Origin of the sequence: Erwinia sp. PPS120, from assembly GCF_047918655.1 — a bacterium.
Classification (GTDB): Bacteria; Pseudomonadota; Gammaproteobacteria; order Enterobacterales; family Enterobacteriaceae; genus Erwinia; species Erwinia tasmaniensis_A.
This window is the reverse complement of record NZ_JBLREF010000007.1, coordinates 109,186-129,004: the sequence shown is the minus strand read 5'-3', so window position 1 is coordinate 129,004 and position 19,819 is coordinate 109,186. Positions and strand designations below refer to the sequence as shown.

Annotated in this window: 18 protein-coding genes; 11 read left to right on the top strand and 7 right to left on the bottom strand. The window is 55.8% G+C overall.

Annotated features, from left to right (window positions below):
• The first annotated feature begins 7 nt into the window (after positions 1–7).
• Genes minC through minE form a run of 3 tightly spaced genes read left to right on the top strand, consistent with a single transcriptional unit; the run spans position 8 to position 1,837 of the window.
• A complete protein-coding gene (gene minC / locus ACLRGG_RS04250) occupies positions 8–709 on the top strand; it encodes a septum site-determining protein MinC (RefSeq protein ID WP_416248571.1) in 702 nt (233 codons plus the stop codon).
• Between the two features lie 42 nt (positions 710–751).
• Positions 752–1,564 carry a septum site-determining protein MinD gene (gene minD, locus ACLRGG_RS04245; RefSeq protein ID WP_067701297.1) on the top strand — a complete coding sequence of 271 codons (813 nt, stop codon included), beginning with the start codon at positions 752–754 and terminating at the stop codon, positions 1,562–1,564.
• Positions 1,565–1,567: 3 nt separating this feature from the next.
• Positions 1,568–1,837, top strand: coding sequence for a cell division topological specificity factor MinE (gene minE / locus ACLRGG_RS04240; protein ID WP_067701294.1), 270 nt, complete (start codon positions 1,568–1,570; stop codon positions 1,835–1,837).
• A gap of 46 nt (positions 1,838–1,883) precedes the next feature.
• On the opposite strand, the gene rnd is transcribed toward minE, so the two are convergent.
• The 5 genes from rnd to yoaA form a co-directional block, all read right to left on the bottom strand.
• Positions 1,884–2,999 carry a ribonuclease D gene (gene rnd / locus ACLRGG_RS04235; protein WP_416248669.1) on the bottom strand — a complete coding sequence of 372 codons (1,116 nt, stop codon included), beginning with the start codon at positions 2,997–2,999 and terminating at the stop codon, positions 1,884–1,886.
• A 111-nt stretch (positions 3,000–3,110) separates the two neighbouring features.
• Complete coding sequence (gene fadD, locus ACLRGG_RS04230) at positions 3,111–4,793, bottom strand: long-chain-fatty-acid--CoA ligase FadD (RefSeq protein WP_416248570.1); 1,683 nt, start codon at positions 4,791–4,793, stop codon at positions 3,111–3,113.
• Between the two features lie 212 nt (positions 4,794–5,005).
• The gene (locus ACLRGG_RS04225; RefSeq protein ID WP_416248569.1) at positions 5,006–5,602 is read right to left on the bottom strand and encodes a Slp family lipoprotein; all 597 of its coding nucleotides are present in this window, start codon (positions 5,600–5,602) and stop codon (positions 5,006–5,008) included.
• Positions 5,603–5,658: 56 nt separating this feature from the next.
• Complete coding sequence (tsaB, locus tag ACLRGG_RS04220) at positions 5,659–6,360, bottom strand: tRNA (adenosine(37)-N6)-threonylcarbamoyltransferase complex dimerization subunit type 1 TsaB (protein WP_416248568.1); 702 nt, start codon at positions 6,358–6,360, stop codon at positions 5,659–5,661.
• Positions 6,361–6,491: 131 nt separating this feature from the next.
• On the bottom strand, positions 6,492–8,396 hold the full coding sequence (gene yoaA, locus ACLRGG_RS04215) for a DNA repair helicase YoaA (RefSeq protein ID WP_416248567.1): 1,905 nt from the start codon (positions 8,394–8,396) through the stop codon (positions 6,492–6,494).
• Positions 8,397–8,530: 134 nt separating this feature from the next.
• Between yoaA and ACLRGG_RS04210 the strand changes: the two genes are divergently transcribed.
• Positions 8,531–8,875, top strand: coding sequence for a RidA family protein (locus ACLRGG_RS04210; RefSeq protein ID WP_416248566.1), 345 nt, complete (start codon positions 8,531–8,533; stop codon positions 8,873–8,875).
• Between the two features lie 241 nt (positions 8,876–9,116).
• Here the strand turns inward: ACLRGG_RS04210 and ACLRGG_RS04205 are convergent, their stop codons facing one another.
• A complete protein-coding gene (locus ACLRGG_RS04205; protein WP_416248565.1) occupies positions 9,117–9,371 on the bottom strand; it encodes a YoaH family protein in 255 nt (84 codons plus the stop codon).
• Positions 9,372–9,481: 110 nt separating this feature from the next.
• On the opposite strand from ACLRGG_RS04205, the gene pabB reads away from it, so the two are divergent.
• The 4 genes from pabB to pdeD all read left to right on the top strand — a co-directional run bounded on the left by pabB (position 9,482) and on the right by pdeD (position 14,775).
• A complete protein-coding gene (pabB, locus tag ACLRGG_RS04200; protein WP_416248564.1) occupies positions 9,482–10,843 on the top strand; it encodes an aminodeoxychorismate synthase component 1 in 1,362 nt (453 codons plus the stop codon).
• Positions 10,836–11,408 carry a CoA pyrophosphatase gene (locus ACLRGG_RS04195; RefSeq protein ID WP_416248563.1) on the top strand — a complete coding sequence of 191 codons (573 nt, stop codon included), beginning with the start codon at positions 10,836–10,838 and terminating at the stop codon, positions 11,406–11,408. The genes pabB and ACLRGG_RS04195 overlap by 8 nt, the downstream gene beginning before the upstream one ends.
• Before the next feature lie 194 nt (positions 11,409–11,602).
• On the top strand, positions 11,603–12,967 hold the full coding sequence (gene sdaA / locus ACLRGG_RS04190; protein ID WP_416248562.1) for an L-serine ammonia-lyase: 1,365 nt from the start codon (positions 11,603–11,605) through the stop codon (positions 12,965–12,967).
• A 245-nt stretch (positions 12,968–13,212) separates the two neighbouring features.
• Positions 13,213–14,775 carry a cyclic di-3',5'-guanosine monophosphate phosphodiesterase PdeD gene (gene pdeD / locus ACLRGG_RS04185; RefSeq protein WP_416248561.1) on the top strand — a complete coding sequence of 521 codons (1,563 nt, stop codon included), beginning with the start codon at positions 13,213–13,215 and terminating at the stop codon, positions 14,773–14,775.
• Positions 14,776–14,934: 159 nt separating this feature from the next.
• Here the strand turns inward: pdeD and ACLRGG_RS04180 are convergent, their stop codons facing one another.
• The gene (locus ACLRGG_RS04180; protein ID WP_416248560.1) at positions 14,935–16,494 is read right to left on the bottom strand and encodes a TerC family protein; all 1,560 of its coding nucleotides are present in this window, start codon (positions 16,492–16,494) and stop codon (positions 14,935–14,937) included.
• 536 nt (positions 16,495–17,030) lie between these two features.
• Between ACLRGG_RS04180 and manX the strand changes: the two genes are divergently transcribed.
• From manX to ACLRGG_RS04165, 3 genes are all read left to right on the top strand, one after another.
• On the top strand, positions 17,031–17,993 hold the full coding sequence (gene manX, locus ACLRGG_RS04175; protein ID WP_416248559.1) for a PTS mannose transporter subunit IIAB: 963 nt from the start codon (positions 17,031–17,033) through the stop codon (positions 17,991–17,993).
• A 67-nt stretch (positions 17,994–18,060) separates the two neighbouring features.
• Positions 18,061–18,861: a PTS mannose/fructose/sorbose transporter subunit IIC gene (locus ACLRGG_RS04170; protein ID WP_416248558.1), complete on the top strand. Its 801-nt coding sequence runs from the start codon at positions 18,061–18,063 to the stop codon at positions 18,859–18,861.
• Positions 18,862–18,877: 16 nt separating this feature from the next.
• Positions 18,878–19,741: a PTS mannose transporter subunit IID gene (locus ACLRGG_RS04165; RefSeq protein WP_416248557.1), complete on the top strand. Its 864-nt coding sequence runs from the start codon at positions 18,878–18,880 to the stop codon at positions 19,739–19,741.
• Positions 19,742–19,819: the final 78 nt, after the last annotated feature.

Here is a 19,819-nt window from a genome sequence, read left to right as displayed (position 1 = left end):
GGGCCAGATGTCACAAACGCCAATCGAGTTAAAAGGCAGCAGTTTTACTCTGTCAGTTGTTCACCTGCACCATGCCGATCCGGGCGTGGTTCGCCAGGCGATTCAGGATAAAGTCAATCAGGCGCCAGCCTTTTTGAAGAATGCACCCGTCGTTTTAAACGTGGCCTCATTAACCCGCGACGTCAACTGGCGACAGATGCAGGAGGCGATTACCTCCGCCGGATTGCATATTGTTGGCGTCAGTGGCTGCAAAGACGAGTCGTTAAAACGTGTTATCAGCCGGGCCGATCTGCCGCTGCTGTCGGAAGGCAAAGAGCAGCAAAGGAGCACTGAGGTTATTGAGCCTCCCGCCCCGCAGTCTGCCGCTGAACCTGCCGTGGTCAAAACCCGATTAATTAATACGCCGGTCCGATCCGGTCAGCAAATTTACGCTAAAAACAGCGATCTGATTGTGACCAGCAGCGTCAGCGCAGGGGCGGAACTGATTGCTGATGGCAATATTCATATTTATGGCATGATGCGCGGGCGCGCCCTTGCTGGCGCGAGCGGCGATCGCGACTGCCAGATTTTTTGTACCAGCTTATCAGCCGAGCTGGTCTCCATCGCCGGTGAATACTGGATTATGGACCAGATCCCTGCTGAATTCTTTGCAAAAGCTTCGCGTCTTTGTTTGAAAGATGGCGAGCTGACTATACAGACACTGAACTGAGCCAGGCTCACGAGCCCTTTCTTTTCTTAAGGAAATTATTATATGGCACGCATTATTGTAGTTACTTCGGGTAAAGGAGGCGTGGGAAAAACCACGTCCAGCGCGGCCATCGCTACCGGTTTAGCCCAGAAAGGTAAAAAAACCGTGGTGATCGATTTTGATATCGGCCTGCGTAATCTCGATCTGATTATGGGCTGTGAGCGCCGCGTAGTGTACGACTTTGTGAACGTCATACAGGGTGACGCTACGCTGAACCAGGCTCTGATTAAGGACAAGCGTACCGAAAAACTCTTTATTCTGCCTGCTTCGCAGACCCGTGATAAAGACGCGCTGACGCGTGAAGGCGTTGAAAAGGTACTGGATGATCTTGGGAAAATGGATTTCGACTTTATCGTCTGTGATTCCCCGGCCGGGATCGAAACCGGTGCGCTGATGGCGCTTTACTTCGCCGATGAGGCCATCATCACTACCAACCCTGAGGTCTCCTCGGTGCGTGACTCCGACCGCATTCTGGGTATTCTCTCGTCGAAGTCCCGTCGGGCAGAAAATGGCCAGGATCCGATTAAAGAACATCTGCTGTTAACCCGTTACAATCCGGGCCGCGTTAACCGTGGTGATATGCTGAGCATGGAAGACGTACTGGAAATTCTGCGTATTCCACTGGCGGGCGTTATCCCGGAAGATCAATCCGTGCTGCGTGCGTCCAACCAGGGCGAGCCGGTCATTCTTGACGCTGAATCCGATGCGGGCAAAGCCTATGCCGATACCGTTGACCGTATTCTCGGTGAAGAACGCCCCTTCCGCTTCATTGAAGAAGAGAAGAAGGGTTTCCTGAAACGCCTGTTTGGGGGATAAACCATGGCCTTACTCGATTTCTTTTTATCCCGTAAAAAGAGCACAGCCAATATAGCCAAGGAACGACTGCAGATTATCGTGGCGGAACGCAGGAGGGGCGACAGCGAGCCCCACTATCTGCCACAGCTGAAGAGGGATATTCTGGAAGTCATCTGCAGGTATGTGAAAATCGATCCAGAAATGCTGAGCGTAAAGCTGGATCAGAAAGACGACGACATTTCGATTCTGGAGCTGAACGTCACGCTCCCGGAGGCAGAAGACGCCCCGAAATGAGCCGCTTCAACGTATGGCTTTCCCCTGCGGTTCGCAGGGGAAACCATCAGGCGTATTCAGCCTGCAGTAGCGTCATGATATCGTTGCCTAACAGCTGACCCCGCCAGCCATCAATTAGCTCAGGTCTGTTTTCCTGCGTTTTTATTTTCCAGTGCCAGTTTAACAGCTGATTAATCTGACGACGGGAAGCCAGCAGTTCCTGGCTGACGCCGTGCCGTTCAGCAGCGGCCGCCACCAGCGCTTTTAGCGCCTTGAATGCCGCTTTATAGGCAGGATAGTCAATCAGATTGACTATCGGTTCGGGTAGCTCGCTGTCATCGAAGGCATTTGCCTGGGCCACCATTGCCACCAGCGCCCTGCCGTGAAAACGGATCTCCTGACCGGCCAGACCGAGGTGATCGAGTTCACCCAGCGACCCCGGCATAAAGCGCGCCACCTTCCACAGATTCTCTTCACGCACGACAAAATTAACCGCCATATCCTTTTCGCGGGCCATTTCCAACCGCCAGGCCGCCATCAGTCGCAGCGCCGCCAGCTGGCGCGGACGCAGCTGCCAGGCGTTGGTGATGTCGCGGTAGGCCTCTTCAGGCGCAACCACTCCCTGTCGACGTCGGCACAGCAGTCCACACTCATCAAGTGCAGCATCCAGCTTACCGGCAGCCCTGGCTTCGGCCATCAGCTTATGGGCGATGGGCAGCAGATAGAACACGTCGGCGGCGGCATACTGGCACTGCTTTTCCGTCAGCGGTCGCGCTATCCAGTCGGTACGGGATTCACTTTTATCCAGTGCGATGCCGGTAAAGGATTCGACAAGCGTGGCAAAGCCGCAGGACATTGGGCGTCCGGTAAAGGCAGCCAGAATTTGGGTATCAATCATTGGCGTGGGAAGAACGCCAAATTCATGCAGAAAGACCTCCAGGTCCTCGCTGCCTGCATGCAGGAACTTGATGACTCTCTCGTCAAGCAGCAGGTCGCGAAACGGTGCCCACTCGGTAATGGGTAACGGGTCAATAAGCGCGATTTGCTCACCGTCGTACAGTTGAATCAGACCCAGCCGGGGATAATAGGTGCGGGTACGGACGAATTCAGTATCCAGCGCCAGCGCGGGGTACTGACGGGCAGACTGACAAAGTTCAGCCAGCGCCTCGTTGGTGGTTATCATGATGTAATTCAAAACGATCCTCTCGCTGCGGCGATCTGCGCCTCAGTGTCATCACAAAAAAACGCCGGGAAACCCGGCGTGATAGCGTTTATCGGCGGTGTTATCACTGCGTCAGGATGCTTTCGCTATCCTGATTGCCTCATCCCGGAGTTCGCGCCGCAGGATTTTTCCCACGTTACTCTTGGGAAGGTCGGTACGGAATTCGACAATTTTAGGGACCTTATACCCGGTAAGGTGCTTTTTGCAGTGGATGATCAGCTCTTCCTGGGTGAGAGTGGGATCTTTTTTTACCACGCAGATTTTTACCGTTTCGCCCGCAGCCACATTCGGCACGCCGATGGCGGCGGCTTCCCTGACCTTAGGGTGCAGCATCAGTACGTCTTCAATTTCATTAGGGTAAACATTAAACCCTGAAACCAGAATCATATCTTTCTTGCGATCGACGATGCGGATAAAACCTTCGTCATCAACGGTAACAATATCTCCGCTGTGAAGCCATCCATTTTTCAGCACTTCATCGGTAGCCTCGGGCTTCTGCCAGTATCCCCGCATCACCTGCGGGCCTTTAATGCACAGTTCACCTGCTTCACCTGCGGCGACTTCATTGCCCTGCTCATCCACCAGCCGAATATCCGTTGATGGCACCGGCAGGCCAATGCTGCCGCTGTGGTAGCGAATATCGTAAGGGTTGACGGAGACCAGCGGCGCGCATTCAGTCAGGCCGTATCCCTCCAGCAAATAATGCCCGGTCAGTTTTTCCCAGCGCTCGGCAACCGCCTTCTGCACCGACATGCCTCCGCCAGCCGACAAACTCAGGCTGGAGAAGTCCAGCTTTTGAAAATCACTGTCGTTCAGCAACGCATTAAACAGGGTATTGACGCCGGTGATGGCGGTAAAGCGCGTTTTAGCCAGCTCCCTGACCAGTCCCGGAATATCCCGGGGATTAGTAATCAGCAGGTTTGCACCACCCAGTTCGATAAACAGCAGGCAGTTTACCGTAAGCGCAAAAATATGGTAAAGCGGCAGCGCGGTCACGACCGTTTCCTTACCGTCTTTCAGCAGAGAACCGTAGGTTGCCCGGGTTTGCTCCAGATTCGCCTGCATATTACGGTGGGTCAGCATCGCCCCTTTGGCAACGCCGGTGGTGCCGCCGGTATATTGCAGAAAGGCCAGATCGTCGCTGGCCACAGCCGGGCGCACATACTGCATCCGGTAACCCTTATGCAGCGCACTGCGGAATGAGATAGCGTCCGGCAGATGATACTTAGGCACCAGACGCTTGATATATTTGACCACAAAATTAACCAGCGTCCCTTTGGCGGGCGAAAGCTGGTCGCCCAGGCGGGTGAGGATCACATGTTTAACCTGGGTTTTCTCAACCACTTTTTCCAGCGTATGGGCAAAGTTCGACACGATAACGATAGCGCTGGCACCGCTGTCGTTCAGCTGGTGCTCAAGCTCGCGCGGCGTGTAAAGGGGATTGACGTTGACCACCACCATCCCTGCGCGCAGGATGCCGAACAGGGCAATCGGGTATTGCAGCAGGTTAGGCATCATCAGCGCCACCCTGTCGCCCTGTTTCAGCCCCAGCCCTTCCTGTAGCCAGGCGGCAAAAGCCCGGCTACGCTCCTCGAGCTTACGAAAAGTCATCACCTGCCCCATATTGATAAAGGCGGGCTGATCGGCATAGCGTTTCACCGCCTGTTCAAAGAGGTCAATCAGCGATGTATAACGATCGGCGCTGATCTCTGCGGGCACATCGGCGGGATAGCGCTTCAACCAAATTTTGTTCAAATAAGTTCCTCCTGAACTCGTAATATTTTCCATCGCACCCTCATCTCATCGCGTTTGTTAACATTATTTTAACTCAGCGTACCAGTTTGCTTACTTCTCCGTGATGAGGTTGCGAAGTCCATCACTAAAAACATTTTCATTCAAAAAATATAAAAAAATGACCCGCCGGCGAATAGAAAGCCTGCGGGTCACCTGGAATGTGTCTGACGGCGTTACTCAGTCAATATGGTCTGTACCTGTGCCGGGCCCTGATTGTAGTAGCCAAACGGCGGCGGTCCCCAGTAGCCGCCGCCGTGACGTCCGCGTGGCGGGCCATACCAGATCCACGGATCAAGCGGCTGTGGCGGAGAAACTACCTGCTGCGTCAGGTGCCAGCGCTGGTAGCCGGTCACGCTCACCACCACGAAGTTATAGGCGGCCTGACCAATCACGCCCTTTTCAGTTCCCTTAATCGGACCGACAACGGTGACCATCTGATTATTAAAATCAACCGGATCGACAAAGCCACTGATTTCCGCATAGATACGCCCTACGGACGCACTGCCTAAAATCGGCCTGGCGGTATCATCCAGCCGCATCGCGGCAATTTCCAGGCGGGTACTGCCGTTTTGATTCATCACCTTCACCACCCGGCCACCAAACCGAGACTCCTGACCAACAAAAAGCTGCGGCGCACTCATCACGCGCGTCAGATCCTGCTGGGGTGTAGCCGACGTGCCTTTGACTGAGTCCGGGATGCTTACGCAGCCGAAAAGCAGCATGCTGGCCAGTAGTAGACTGCCTGTCTGTACTAAAAATCGTTTACGCATAGTGTTCTCCTGGATACCGTTCCTTTTGACTCCGGGTGGGTTAATTAGTTGCCAACTCACTCACGGCCCGGCAACTTTTTCCATGCGACTTCATTACGCAGATAGGTCGGTTCCGCCTGCTCAACCGCCACGGTTCTGCCCTGCATAAGCGCCAGCGCGGCCAGTGGCAGCATGTCTTCCGCCTGCGGCAGCGCGACCCCGGTCTGCTGTAAATCGAGATGAGTACTTTCCGCCATCTGAGGCCAGGCCTTCCAGCCTGTCCCCACCAGCGCCCAGCGGCCCGTGAGCCGGGACATTCTCTCCTGCGCCGCCTCGGGGTTGAGCACCGCTTCGCTGTCGTCTCCCCGCCAGATCCCCTGCTCATCCCGCTGGTATTCCGCCCAGTAGACCTCGCCCATTCTGGCATCAATTGCGGCCAGAACGCGGCTGGCGCCGTGGCGCCGCCATGCCCCTTCCGCCATGGTTTTCAGCGTGGACACGCCAATCATCGGCAAACCGGCGCCCAGCGCCAGCCCCTGGGCAATGCCGATACCGATGCGTACGCCGGTGAAACTGCCCGGCCCCTGACCAAACGCCAGTGCATCCAGTTCGGTCAGCGCCGTATTACCCTGCTGGAGGATCGCCTGCACCATCGGCAGTATGCGCTGGGTGTGTTCGCGGGCGCAAAGTTCAAACTGGGCGGTGACCTGCTGGTCGTTAAGCAGCGCCACGGAGCAGGCCTCCGTGGCGGTATCAATGGCTAAAATTCGCGTGGACATACTCACCTCTGGCGGGGGGAAATTTTCGGCGCGCAGGATAGCATACTGCGCAATAAATTACTGCCGACATCCGGCTTAAATCAGGTCTTTGCCGACGCGGTGACTGCGCGTCGGGCTCAAGGACGCGCTGACTACGCGTCCGGCTTAAGAAAGGCCACCGCCCGCTGAATATCACGCGTGCGCGGCGTCGGCGGCAGGCTGTTAAGAAACACTGCACCGTAGGGGCGCATAACCAGACGGTTATCGCAGATAACCAGCACCCCGCGATCGTCAACATCACGGATCAGGCGTCCCACGCCCTGCTTAAGGGTGATCACGGCATCGGGCAGCTGGACTTCGTCAAAGGGGTCGCCGCCCCGCAGTTTACAATCTTCCATTCTCGCCTTAAGTAGCGGGTCATCGGGCGAGGTAAACGGCAGTTTATCTATGATAACCAGCGACAAAACGTCGCCGCGCACGTCGACGCCTTCCCAGAAGCTACTGGTCGCCACCAGCAGGGCGTTTCCCGCCGCGATAAACTGCTTCAGCAGTTGCCCTTTACTGGTTTCCCCCTGTAACAGAACCGGCAGCGTCAGCAGCATCCGGAACTGTGCCGCCAGGTCGCGCATCATTTTGTGGGAGGTACAAAGGAAAAAGCAGCGACCATTATTGGCCTCAATCAGCGGCAGCAGCATCCGCGCCATCCGGCTGGCGCTGTCAGGCTGGTTAGGCGAGGGCAGGTTTCTCGGCACGCAGAGCAGTGCCTGACTGGCGAAATCAAACGGGCTGGTGAGGATCAGCGTTTTGGCCTGGCTGACCCCCAGCCTTTCCACGAAGTGGGTCATCTGCTCATTTACCGCCAGCGTCGCCGAGGTAAATATCCAGGTCGCCGGGCGTTCGTCCATCACTTCACGAAAGCGATCGGAGACGGAGAGCGGCGTCAGCGCCAGCACAAAATGACGGGAGTTGCACTCATACCAGTAGCTGAACCCGGGCTGGGAGACATCTTTCAGCCGCTTCAGGCGACCCCGATACAGCGCCGCGCGCTCGAAAGCGGCATCCAGCAGCGCCGAACGGCCAAGCGACATTTTCGCCACGTCATAACAGAGTTCGAGCGCATCATCCAGCAGCGTCAGTGCGCGCTGGATACTGGCATCGCTGAGCAGATCGCGCAGATTGCCGCGAAAGCCCGGATCGCCAAGCGCCAGACGGAAATCCTGTGCGCACTGCGCCAGACGGTCCGCCGATTTTTGCAGCTGCTGCGCATCCCGCACTTCGGTACGGTAGGCAATGCTGATGTCTTTGGCCAGGTCGAGAAGCTGCCTGCTGGAGAGCTGCTGCCCAAAATACTGGCTGGCGATATCCGGCACCTGATGCGCTTCGTCAAAGATCATTACGTCAGCATCGGGGATAAGCTCGGCAAATCCACTCTCTTTTACCACCATGTCCGCGAGGAACAAATGATGGTTGACCACCACGATGTCGGCATCCATGGCTTTGCGACGCGCCTTCACCACAAAGCACTCCTGATACAGCGGGCAGTCGCTGCCGAGGCAGTTATCATTGGTACTGGTCACCAGCGGCCACACCGTACTGTCTTCGGCCACGCCGCCGCAGGTGCTGATATCACCGTCCAGGGTTTCAGACGACCAGCCACGCAGATGGACCAGATCGCTCATCGCCTGCGCCGCCAGTTCACCGCCCGCCATCGACTGCTGCTCAAGGCGCTCCAGACAGAGATAGTTTGAGCGTCCCTTAAGCAGCGCGAGGGAGCCTTTATACTTAAGCGCCCGCGCAACGGTGGGAAGATCGCGACTGTAGAGCTGGTCCTGCAGCGCTTTTGAGCCGGTCGAAATAATCACTTTTTTGCCGGCGCGCAGCGCCGGTGCCAGGTAGGCAAACGTTTTACCCGTGCCGGTACCCGCTTCAACCACCAGCTCGCGCTTATTTTCGATAGCCTGAGCCACCGCTTCTGCCATCTGACGCTGCGGTTCACGCGGTTTAAAGCCCGGAATAGCCAGCGCCAGCGCGCCGTCTGCTGCAAAATCGTCTACCACATACCCTCACCACCCGTAAGAAAACACTGTAATTATGTCAGTATCCGCCCTGTCACTCCACCCTTTAGGTGACAGCAGCAATAAATCTGTGGCAGGCTGGCTGCAAATTTGTACTGCTATAAATGAGGGAAGTCATGAGCATTGAACGTCTGGATCCAGAACACCGTATGTCGGAATTGGTTATCCATAACGACACTATCTACTACACCAGCGTGCCGGAGAACCTTGATGAGGATGCGCATGCGCAAACGGCCAACGCGCTGGCGGTGATTGACCGGGTACTGGCCCGCGTAGGGTCGGATAAGAGCCGCATTCTGGATGCGACTATTTTTCTGGTGGAAAAAGAAGATTTCGCCGCGATGAATCGCGCATGGGATGCCTGGGTTTCACCGGGGAATGCGCCGGTTCGCTGCACCGTTCAGGCCAGCCTGATGAACCCTAAATATCGGGTCGAGATAAAAATCATCGCAGCAAAATAATCGTTATTAACCGATCGCGGGCACTGGACGTTGCAGCCAGCGCGTTCCGGGTGGCGTTGCAAGTCGCCACCCTCAGTCAACAATGACGTAATGCCCTTAGCACAAAGGCCAGGCAACCTGTGCAGGGGCGAAAGAGGATACCTGACGCAGGCGACAACGTCACTCCGTCAGAATGCCAGCCCGCCGAAAATGGTAAATAACACGACGGCACTAAAACGTTATCACCTCTCAGACAGCAAAATTACTCCTCATAACCCTCTTCATCGTCATCCCCGTAATCGTCATTATCATGATAGCGTTGATCCTCGTTTTCGTCGTCATCCTCTTCATCATCAAAGCGGGCCGTTATCATCTCGCCCGTGTGATTTTCACGGATCTCAGCCGCGACCCGCTGTATTGCCTGCCCGCTGCTCATCCCTTCTGACATCAGCTGCTGAATGCGCTCTACCGCCTGCTGCTGCTGGTCGTACGTAAGCGCTGGTAATCCCGTAATCATATTCACTCCAGTAAAAATTGCCTGGCCCGTCTGCGCGTAACAAACAGATGTCAGCTTTAAAAAAATATGTCAGGCTTGTACTCTGTTTGGTCCAGACCTGCTGAATTATCATGCCACGTGTTTATCATCCTTTGAAGTATACGCCTGAAGCGCTGTTGAATCTGTTTAACTGTGTGGCGTCGCAGCCCTGGTCAATGCTGCTTCACTCAGGCTTTGCCGAGCACCATGATAATCGCTTTGATATTATGGTGTCCGATCCGCGTATTACCCTGACAACGCGTGGCGAAGTAACTACCATTGAGCGCGATGATGCGGCAGAGCAAAGTAAAGAGGATCCCTTGACGCTGCTTGACCGGGTCATTGCGCAAACCGGCCTGAACGTTCCTTCGCATCCTGACCTGCCCTTTCAGGGCGGCGCGGTGGGTCTGTTTGGCTACGATCTTAGCCGCAGATTTGAGTCACTCCCCCGGCGGGCACAGCAGGACTTAACCACGCCCGATATGGCTGTTGGCCTCTATGACTGGGCACTGATTGCGGACCATCATCTCAAGGCGCTGACGCTGGTGGTTCAGGACGATACGGGTAAGCGTCTGGCGTGGCTTAACGCCCTGACGCCGCCCCGTATCAATCCGTTCCGGTTAACCTGCCCCTGGAAGTCAAATATGACGCGCGAAGCCTACGGTGAAAAGTTTCGTCGCATACAGCAGTGGATCCAGGCTGGAGACTGCTATCAGGTTAATCTCGCCCAGCGCTTTAGCGCCTGCTACAGGGGTGACGAGTGGCAGGCGTTCAGGCAACTAAACCGGGAAAATCGCGCCCCCTTCAGCGCATTTATCCGCCTGTCTGAAAGCGCAATTATCAGCCTCTCCCCTGAACGCTTTCTTAAAATCGACGGCCGCTATATCAAAACCCGACCGATTAAAGGCACGCTTCCGCGCCTGAGCGATCCCGTCGCCGATCGCCAGCAGGCAGAAAAGCTGGCGATCTCAGCAAAAGATCGGGCAGAAAACCTGATGATTGTCGATCTGCTGCGTAACGACATTGGCCGCGGGGCCGTTCCGGGTAGCGTACGCGTTCCCGAGCTGTTTGTGGTGGAGCCATTCCCGGCGGTGCATCATCTGGTAAGTACCGTTACCGCAGAGCTTAAAGCATCGATGACGCCCTGCGACCTGCTGCGCGCCTGTTTTCCCGGCGGATCTATTACCGGTGCGCCCAAGCTCCGTGCGATGGAAATTATTGATGAGCTGGAACCGCACCGTCGCAATGCCTGGTGCGGCACTATTGGCTATATCAGCTTTTGTGGCCGGATGGACACCAGCATTACTATCCGCACGCTGACCGCTGAGCACGGGCAGATTCACTGTACCGCCGGCGGCGGTATAGTTGCCGACAGCGACGAGCAGGCGGAGTATCAGGAAACCTTTGAAAAGGTTAGCCGCATCCTGCCCTGCCTGGACGCGGCCGATGTCTGAGGGTCAGCTGACGCTTGAGCAGTTTATCAGCCGCTTTGTGCTGCAACCCCCGCGGCCTGACGCGGGACCGCTGCCGCTGCGTCGGGCCGCGGTGCTGGTGCCGATTATTGCGCATACCCGCCCCACCTTACTGCTCACGCGGCGGGCTGCGACGCTGCGTAAACATGCGGGTCAGGTGGCCTTTCCCGGCGGCATGGTGGATGAGGAGGATAGCTCGCTTATCTGCACCGCCCTGCGTGAGGCCTTTGAAGAGGTGGCGATCCCCCCCGAGGCCGTACGGGTGGTGGGCATGCTCCCTGCCGTCACCAGCAGCACGGGCTTTCAGGTCACACCGGTGGTGGGGGTCCTGCCCGATACGATGGAATGGCGTCCGAATGCGGACGAGGTCGAATCGGTATTTGAAATGCCGCTTCAGGAGGCGCTGCGTTTAGATCGCTATACGCCGCTGGATATCCCTCGCCGGGGCGTGCAGCACCGCGTGTGGCTCTCCTGGTATGAGCAGTATTTTATCTGGGGAATGACCGCAGGGATTTTACGTCAGCTGAGCCTGCAGGTATCAGCATAGCGTATGCTCACGCCTTAACCGACAGAAAACCTGCCTGGAGCATATCTGTCCCTATTTTAAACCAACTTTTTACCGTTTCTTCCGGTCAAATCACTTCACAAATGCCCTGAATCATTTATATTGCAGCGCCAGATAGCAGAAGTCAGCCCCATCAGCATCCCGTTCCGACGGCCTGCGGCCCTCGAGGAGTTTTTGTGATTAGCGTTTTCGATATGTTTAAAATCGGTATAGGCCCGTCCAGTTCGCACACCGTCGGTCCGATGAAAGCCGGAAAACAGTTTGTCGACGATCTGGTCAGCAGCGGCAGGCTGAATGACGTAACCCGCATTGCCGTTGACGTGTACGGCTCGCTCTCCCTGACCGGCAAAGGCCATCATACCGATATCGCCATCGTAATGGGTCTGTCGGGTGCTTCGCCGGATAGCGTCGATATAGATGCCATTCCCGGCTTTATCCGTGACGTCGAACAGCGGCAGCGTCTGCTGCTGGCTAACGGTGCGCATGAGGTGGATTTCCCGCGTGAGGGAGGAATGGTTTTCCGCAGTGACAGCCTCTCTCTGCATGAGAACGGGATGCGCATTCATGCCTTCGCAGGCGAGACGGTAATTTACAGCAAAACCTATTACTCCGTCGGCGGCGGGTTTATCGTCGATGAAGAGCATTTCGGCCAGACCACCCTGGAAGAGGTCGAGGTTCCCTACCCGTTCAACTCGGCAAAAGAGATGCTGGCCCACTGCCATGAGACTGGGCTGTCGCTATCCGGGATGATCATGAAGAATGAGCTGGCGCTGCATGATAAGCAGGAGATTGAGAAGTACTTCTCTGATATCTGGCAGAGTATGCGCGACTGTATCGATCGCGGGTTAAATACCGAGGGCGTCCTGCCCGGCCCACTGCGCGTTCCCCGTCGCGCCTCCGCGCTGCGCCGCCTGCTGGTTTCCTCTGATAAACTCTCCAGCGATCCGATGAACGTCATCGACTGGGTCAATATGTTTGCCCTGGCGGTAAATGAAGAGAACGCAGCCGGCGGACGTGTGGTCACTGCCCCCACCAACGGCGCCTGCGGCATCGTTCCCGCCGTACTGGCCTACTATGACCACTTTATTGAGTCGGTCAGCCCGGACATTTTTATCCGCTACTTTCTGGCCTCCGGCGCGGTAGGTATTCTCTATAAAATGAATGCCTCAATTTCAGGGGCGGAGGTCGGCTGTCAGGGCGAAGTCGGCGTTGCCTGCTCCATGGCGGCAGCCGGGCTGGCTGAACTGCTGGGTGCCAGCCCGGAGCAGGTATGCGTAGCGGCGGAGATTGGCATGGAGCACAATCTGGGACTCACCTGCGACCCGGTTGCCGGGCAGGTGCAGGTACCCTGCATTGAGCGCAACGCCATCGCCTCGGTCAAGGCCATCAATGCTGCCCGCATGGCGATGCGACGCACCAGCGCGGCCCGGGTATCGCTCGATAAGGTGATTGAAACCATGTACGAAACGGGAAAAGATATGAACGCCAAGTACCGTGAAACCTCGCGCGGCGGCCTGGCCATTAAGGTCCAGTGCGACTAAGCCCGCCCGTGACTATTGTCTTTCCTCACCCCCTCGCTTAAGGTGGGCCAGTGCTGATACCTGTTCGGGTAACAGAGCACAGGCCTGCCCTCACCCTGAACGAGAATCATTTCGCGGCAGAGCCAGATAACCTACTGTTTTAGTTAATCATGCTTTTATCTTCAGCATGGCTAAACTTAATGACTGGCAGGCCGATAACAGGTGCTCAGTCTCTGTATAAGCGTCTCGATTTAGGGTGGTTACTGATGCAAATGTCCCAGGAAGTATTCGGACAATTTCGGCGCAAGCGATTATTAATCGCGATTACTGTCGCCGCGTTAGTGCTCATCCTCACGCTAGCCTTCCGCTTTATGGAAGAGAAAAGCCGCATTGAACAGCAGTCCCATATTTTCGCCAATAATGCCATTCAGCGCTTCGATCGCTTATTTTCTCCCCTTGACGTTGCGGCTAATAATACCCTGGGGCTGGTCGGCCTCTCCTGCGAGCAGGTGCGTTTTCCGCTGATTGAAAAGCTGGCGTCATTGCAGACCGTGCGAACCATTGTTTTGGTGAATAATGACACCCTTTACTGTTCCAGCCTGTCCGGTGCCGGTAACCTCAGCTTCAGTCATTACTATCCCGAACTGGCGGTCAATAACCAGCGCATGATGCTCAGTACGGATCAGCAGCTGCTTAAAGGCTCCCCAGTTCTGCTGTTCTGGACGCCGCAGGATACCGATAATCACTCCGGTATTTTGCAGGTCATTAACATTGAAATGATGAGTAACTATCTGCTTGAACCCACTCTGCCCTGGGTTGAGCGCGCCATTTTCAACGTGGGCGACAAAAGCCTTGAATACGGAAATCCGATGGTAGAACAGGCGCTACCCTCTGAGGATGAAGTAACCTGGCAGGAGTCTTCACTGCGTTATCCTTTCTCTATCACGCTATTTGGTCCGGCCCCAACGCGACTGGCGCTGATGACCATGCCCTCACAGCTGCCGTTAGCCCTGCTATTGAGCCTGCTGATGGGCTATATCGTCTGGCTGGCGACCGCCAGCCGCATGAGTCTTTCCTGGCAAATCAGTTATGGCATTAACGCCCGTGAATTTATGGTCTACTGCCAGCCGCTGATTAATTCACGCAGCGGCGACTGTGACGGTATCGAACTGCTGCTGCGCTGGCATACCCCGCGACAGGGCTGGATACCACCGGATGTCTTTATCCCCCTGGCCGAACGCCAGGATCTGATTGCCCCGCTCACGCGCTTTGTGTTGAGCGAGGTGGCGCGTCACCTTCCCCTGCTGCCCACCTGTCCAACGTTTCATATTGCAATTAACGTCGCTGCGAGCCATTTTCATCAGCATCAGATTATTGACGATCTCCGGCGCCTGTGGTGGCCGGAAAATCCCGTCCCTCAGCTGATCGTCGAGCTTACGGAACGCGACGCTCTGCCGGAGGTCGATCAGCGCGTGGTGGCCTGTCTGCACACGCTGGGGGTGAAGCTGGCCATTGATGATTTTGGTACGGGACACAGTTCTCTCTCGTACCTGAAAACTCTCAGCCCGGACGTGCTGAAAATTGATAAGGTCTTTACGGCAGCCATCGGCACGGATGCGATTAACGCGACGGTAACGGATATGGTGATTTCACTGGCCCAGCGCCTGAATATCAGCCTGGTGGCGGAAGGTGTTGAAACGGAAGAGCAGGCAACCTACCTGCGGGAGAAAGGCGTGGATGTGTTGCAGGGTTACTTCTATGCCCGCCCCATGCCGCTGGGCGATTTCCCCGACTGGCTGAGCAGCCATAAAACCCTGCTGTTTGCCTGATATGCCCTCTGAGGCCGTGAGGGAAGCCACCCACTGCCCGCGTGGAGACACAGGTTCGCCCGCCACTGAGAGGCGAGCGCCCTGCGCCCAACAGCCGCGCATGACGGCAGACCGATTGCTGTCCGCCGCCATGCGCGATAAAGCGTACGCCTGGGAACATTACGCCTCTTCTTCTTCATCCTCATGGCGCTGACGCTTCACGCGAACCAGGTCGATTCGGTATTCAGTCGCTTCCAGGATCTGGAACGTTAGCGGCGGTAGCTCAATCACCTCGCCCACCTGCGGCAATTGCCCCTTCTGGGCAATCAGCAACCCGGCCAGCGAAGCATGATCTCTGTCGGCCGTGACCAGCACCTGCGTGTCCAGCAGCTGCTGTAACGAGTGCAGGTCGGTGCCACCCTTGACCTGCCATCCTTCGCCATCGGCGATGATATCCGGAGTTTCATCTTCATCCGGGAACTCACCGGCAATCGCTTCCAGCACGTCCAGAGGGGTAATCAGTCCCTGCACCACGCCAAACTCATTGGTGACCATCACAAAGCTTCCTCTGGCCCGGCGCAGCACGCCAAGCAGGTTAAGCGGTTCCAGCGTATCCGGCACGATGATCGGCGGTGTGGCCGAGGCGAACGTTGCCGCATCTATCCCCTGATCCAGCGCAACCAGCAGCTCCTTCGCCCGGACCACTCCGATAACTTCATCCAGCTCGCCACGGCAAACCGGAAACAGGCTGTGGGGCGTATCCAGCAGCTGGAGACGAACCTCATCCGCCGGACGGTCGGCATTGACCCAGGAGATTTCACCGCGCGGCGTCATAATACTGCGCACCGAGCGCGAAGCCAGCGTCAGTACGCCGTTAATCATATAGCGCTCCTCATCCTTAAAGGTTTCGCGCGGCTTGTCATTCGTCTCATTCTGTTCGCTGCTGCCGGTGGCTGGGCCACGACGCCCCCCCATCAGACGGACAATCGCTTCCGCCGTACGCTCGCGCATCGGCCTGCGAGCCTGATGGCGCATAAAGTTCACCCGTGCAATCTGATTAAACAGCTCAATCAGAATGGAGAAACCGATGGCGGCGTACAGATATCCCTTAGGAATATGGAAGCCAAAACCTTCGGCAACCAGGCTCAGGCCAATCATCAGCAGAAAACTCAGACAGAGTACGACAACGGTCGGATGCGCATTGACGAATCGGGTCAGCGGCTTCGAGGCCAGAAGCATAATACCCATCGCAATAACCACGGCGGTCATCATTATCGCCAGGTTGTTCACCATGCCCACGGCGGTAATTACGGCATCGAGTGAAAACACCGCATCCAGCACCACAATCTGAATAACGACCGCCCAGAAACTGGCGTAGCCCTTGTTGCCCTCGCCGTTATGATCGCGGTTTTCCAGCCGTTCATGCAATTCCATGGTGGCTTTGAACAGCAGGAACAGCCCCCCCACCAGCAGGATCAGGTCGCGGCCCGAAAAGCTGAATTCGCCTACGCTGAACAGCGGCCGCGTGAGCGTCACCATCCAGGAGATCAACGACAGCAGCCCCAGGCGCATCACCAGCGCCAGAGAGAGGCCTATAAGTCTGGCCTTATCGCGCTGCTTCGGTGGAAGCTTATCCGCAAGAATGGCAATAAAAACCAGGTTATCAATCCCCAGCACGATTTCAAGAACGATAAGCGTCAGCAGACCGGCCCAGATTGAGGGGTCTAAAATAAATTCCATTACAGACTCCAGATACGTGTAGGTATAAAGGCAGCGGGCGACGAGAAACTCGCGCAGCCGGAAACAGTGTAGAGGGGGTAAATCAGGTCGTCTGAAAAGGTGACGAAAATAAAACTGGTCGATTGTACCAGAGGCTGTGTAAAGCGACGTCGATGACAGTCCATAGGGTGGGCTGAGGCCCGTTACTCCTGTGTTAAAAAAGGATCCCTACTGTAAACAGCCGTGACCATAACGTCAAAAATATTTTCTTACACTTACACGCCGACCTGGCTTAAAGGCTAACCAATCAGACAACTGACCTTAATGAGTGAAACAAGGGTCTAAATAGCTGAGCACGGTCACATAATTTATTTTTTCGCACATTAAAATAAATCGCGTCTTAAGGGGTAACGTTTACACGGCTTAATGAAATAATGAATCGTCCCCTGCCATGTCATGTTTTACACACAGCATCAGAAAGGCCAAGACCCTTTGATGACTACACGCGCGGCTCAGCACTCTTTGTGGGTCGCTGGATAAGTATACGGAGGTAGCAAGTGACCATTGCTATTGTGATCGGCACGCACGGTTGGGCTGCTGAGCAGCTCATTAAAACGGCCGAAATGCTTCTCGGAGAACAGCAAAACATCGCGTGGATAGATTTTGTTCCGGGTGAAAATGCAGAAACTCTGATCGAGAAATATCAGGCGCGGCTGACCAATTTAGATACCCACCAGGGTGTCCTGTTTCTGGTAGATACCTGGGGAGGCAGCCCCTTTAATGCCGCCAGTCGTATCGTGGTTGATAAAGAAAACTATGAGGTTATCGCCGGGGTCAATATCCCCATGCTGGTGGAAACGCTTATGGCGCGCGATGACGACCCCAGCTTCGCTGAGCTGGTGGCCGTTGCCGTAGAAACGGGACGTGAAGGCGTCAAGGCACTCAAAACCAAAGCGCCAGAGTCTGCCCCTGCTCCCGCAGCAGTCAAAGCCCCTGCCGCCCCCCGGAAACCGCTGGGACCTGATGATCATATGAAAATCGGGCTGGCGCGTATTGATGACCGGTTAATCCATGGTCAGGTTGCCACCCGCTGGACGAAGGAAACCAATGTGAACCGTATTATCGTCGTCAGCGATGAAGTCGCCGCCGACACCGTTCGCAAAACGTTGCTGACCCAGGTGGCGCCGCCAGGTGTAACGGCGCACGTCGTTGATGTCGCGAAAATGATACGCGTCTGGAATAACCCAAAATATGCCCGGGATCGCGTTATGCTGCTGTTTACCAACCCTACCGACGTTGAGCGGCTGGTTCAGGAAGGGGTGAAAATAACCAGCGTGAATATCGGCGGCATGGCATTTCGTCAGGGAAAAATTCAGGTGAATAACGCCGTGTCCGTTGATGATAAAGATATTGCGGCGTTCAGGGATCTTAACGAGCGCGGTATTGAACTGGAGGTGCGTAAAGTTTCCTCCGACCAGCGGCTAAAAATGATGGACCTGATTAACAAAATGAATAAATAGCAAAGTTCGCATTATTGCCTGAACGCACAGGCTTAACTCAGTTCATGACTTTAAGAGGAGAAGTGCAATGGAGATTACCACTCTTCAAATTGTACTGATATTTATCGTTGCCTGTGTTGCAGGCATGGGATCAATTCTTGATGAATTCCAGTTCCACCGGCCGCTGGTGGCCTGTACCCTGATTGGCTTTGTCCTCGGTGATGTAAAAACCGGCGTAATTATCGGTGGTACGCTGGAAATGATCGCCCTGGGCTGGATGAACATCGGTGCCGCCGTGGCGCCTGATGCCGCCCTCGCCTCAATCATTTCAACTATCCTGGTTATTGCCGGTGGGCAAAGCGTCGGGGCCGGTATCGCGCTGGCTATTCCGCTGGCGGCTGCGGGTCAGGTGCTGACCATCATTGTACGAACCATTACCGTCGCCTTCCAGCATGCAGCCGATAAGGCCGCAGAAAAGGGCAACCTGACCGCTATTTCGTGGCTGCATGTTTCCGCACTGATTTTACAGGCCATGCGCATCGCGATCCCGGCAGCCATCGTTGCCGTCTCCGTGGGAACCAACGTTGTCCAGGGCCTGCTGGATTCCATCCCTGAGGTGGTGACCAACGGTCTTAACATCGCGGGCGGTATGATTGTCGTTGTCGGTTACGCCATGGTCATCAACATGATGCGCGCTGGCTATCTGATGCCTTTCTTCTACCTGGGTTTCGTTACGGCTGCCTTTACCAGTTTCAACCTGGTTGCGCTGGGCGTCATCGGCGTGGTGATGGCATCGCTCTATATCCAGCTGGCGCCAAAATATAATCGCGTGGCAGGTGCGCAGGCTTCAGGGCCAGCCGCTAATGACCTTGATAACGAACTTGATTAGGGAAAAGGTGAGCAAAATGGTTGATACCACTTCTACGACCACAGCAACGGCTGTGCAAAAGAAACTGACGCCAGGCGACGTACGTGGTGTGTTCCTGCGGTCGAACCTGTTCCAGGGGTCATGGAACTTCGAACGCATGCAGGCCCTGGGCTTCTGTTTCTCTATGGTGCCGGTTATCCGTCGGCTCTATCCTGAAAATAATGACGCCCGTAAGCAGGCCATTAAGCGCCACCTGGAGTTTTTTAACACCCACCCCTATGTCGCGGCACCGGTACTTGGCGTCACCATGGCCATGGAGGAGCAGCGCGCGAACGGCGCTGCAATCGACGATGCAGCCATCAACGGCATTAAAGTCGGTCTGATGGGGCCGCTGGCAGGCGTGGGCGACCCCATTTTCTGGGGGACCGTTCGCCCGGTTTTTGCTGCACTGGGTGCGGGCATCGCCATGACCGGCAGTCTGCTGGGTCCGATCCTGTTCTTTGTCCTGTTCAACCTTGTCCGCCTGCTGGTGCGCTACTACGGCGTGGCCTATGGCTACCGCAAGGGCGTCGATATCGTAGGGGATATGGGCGGCGGCTTTCTGCAAAAGCTGACCGAGGGAGCGTCGATTCTTGGCCTCTTTGTGATGGGGGCGCTGGTCAATAAATGGACCCACGTGGACGTGCCGCTGGTGGTATCCCGTATTACCGACCATACCGGAAAAACCACGGTTACCACCGTACAGTCAATACTGGATCAGCTGATGCCGGGGATGATACCGCTACTGCTGACCTTCGGCTGTATGTGGCTGCTCCGTCGTAAAGTCAATGCGCTGTGGATTATCATGGGCTTCTTTGTGATCGGTATTTTTGGCTACTGGATTGGCTTACTCGGGGTGTAACGCTTCGCCGGGATTATCCGGCGAACTGAAAAGGCAGGCCGGAACAGTGAGTTAGCGTTCCGGCCGACCTTTTGTGGG